Source organism: Corallococcus sp. 4LFB (genome assembly GCF_046520365.1).
Lineage (GTDB): Bacteria > Myxococcota > Myxococcia > Myxococcales > Myxococcaceae > Corallococcus > Corallococcus caeni.
In genome coordinates this window covers 1-1,681 of the sequence record NZ_JBKGHJ010000928.1, presented here as the reverse complement: position 1 = coordinate 1,681, position 1,681 = coordinate 1, and the positions used below count along the sequence as shown (strand labels likewise).

The window sequence follows — 1,681 nt, the reverse complement described above, 5'->3', positions numbered from 1 at the left end:
GCCGCGCTGGACCGCTCCGCGACGCTGGAGTCGCTGCACGCCGCCGTGGCCGCCGCCATCCGGGCGCGCGACACCGCGCTGGTGGCCTATCTCCAGGAGCGCCTGACGGAGCGTCGTGGGGCGATGATCCGGACCGCGCGCTGCAACTGGTGGAGTGGGCGGTGAAGGCCGCGCCGCCGGAGCCGGCCATCTACCTGGAGGCCCTCAAGGCCGCGCCCGCCGTGCGCCACCCGCGCGTCACGGAGAGGCTGGTGGCGGTGGCGGAGGACAGGTCGCTGGCCACGCCGGACCGCGCCTCCGCGCTGGACGCGCTGGAGACGCAGCACCGCTTCACGCCGGAGACGCGGGGCCGCCTCAAGGCCATCGCGCTGGACGACTCGGCGGACTCCGCCGCGTGGGTGGCCACGCGCACGCTGGGCCGGGTGATGAAGGAGGACTACGAGCGCACGGGCACCTATGCGCCGTACTGGAAGGACCTGCTGGACATCGGCACCACGTCGGACGACACGGCCGTGCGGCTGCTCGCGCTGGAGATGCCGTCGTACTCCGACCCGCTGCTGGACTCGGACTCCATCGACACGCTGGCGAAGGTGATGCGCACCGACAAGGAGCGCGACGTGCGCGAGATGGCCGCCTTCCGGCTCGCCGTCACCGAGGATCCGCGGAAGGCCCTGGCCGCCTACCGCGCCGCCTTCGACGGCGAGCATGACCTGTGCGTGAGATGGGCCTTCCTGCGCTTCGCGGTGCGCGCGGCCGGGGCGGACGCGCTGCCCCTGGTGGAGGAGTTCGCGCGCAAGGACCCGCGCCTGCGGCAGGACTACCTGGACTTCAAGGCGCTGTACGCCACCGGCACGACGGACTTCGCGCGCATCTGGCTGGGCAAGAAGGAACACCACGACTGCGTGGTCGAGGAAGGAGCGCCGCACTGATGGGCTCGCGAACGAACAAGGCCCATGGGCTCCGGCTGTCGCTCCGGCTGTCGCTGGGGCTGTCGCTCCTGCCGGGGCTGGCCCTGGCGCAGGGCGCGCCCATCGCCGCGCCCACCCAGACGGCCTGCACGGTGGAGGGCATGCTGGACGAGGTGCGCGTCGCCATGAAGACGGGCTCGCCCGCGTACCGCAAGTACGCGCGGCTGCGCCTGAAGGAGGCCGCCATCGCGCTGGCCGCCGGAGGCCCTGGGCCGGGCGGTGAGCCAGGAGCGCGACCCCGCAGTGCTGGAGGCCGTGGGCGCGGCGCTGGCCACCAAGGCGAGCAACGCGCAGAAGCCGGAGCTGCTCCAGCCGCTGCTCTCCCGCGCGAGCCAGGACGTGGACCCGGGCCTGCGCGCCGCCGCGGTGCGCGCGCTCCAGGGTTCGCCGTCGGTGGAGTTCATGGCGAAGAACGGCGGCGTCGTCACCTACGAGCAGCTGGTGCGCGACAGCGCGCCGGAGGTGCGCCAGGCGGTGGTGGAGAACCTGGTGACGGAGAGCGCCGGCATCTACTTCGGCCACAACCCGGAGCTGGCGGAAGCGGCGGTGAAGGTGGCCGCGGCCTCGGACGACCCGGCGGTGCCGAAGCGGCTGCTCGGCGAGGTCTCCATGGAGGCCGCGAGCCCGGAGGCGGTGCGCAAGCTCACCCAGCAGCTGCGCTCGGAGGACGCTGGCCTGCGCGCGGCGGCGGCGAAGGCGCTGGGCGGCGTGCG

General features: G+C 73.9%; 1 protein-coding gene and 1 pseudogene. Both read left to right on the top strand.

The genetic code is table 11. The features are described from left to right. Positions 1-161 precede the first annotated feature (161 nt). Complete coding sequence (locus tag ACLEQD_RS42875) at positions 162-929, top strand: hypothetical protein (RefSeq protein ID WP_410391720.1); 768 nt, start codon at positions 162-164, stop codon at positions 927-929. Positions 930-1,187: 258 nt separating this feature from the next. Beyond that, positions 1,188-1,681: pseudogene (locus ACLEQD_RS42870) on the top strand (hypothetical protein); the annotation flags it as partial.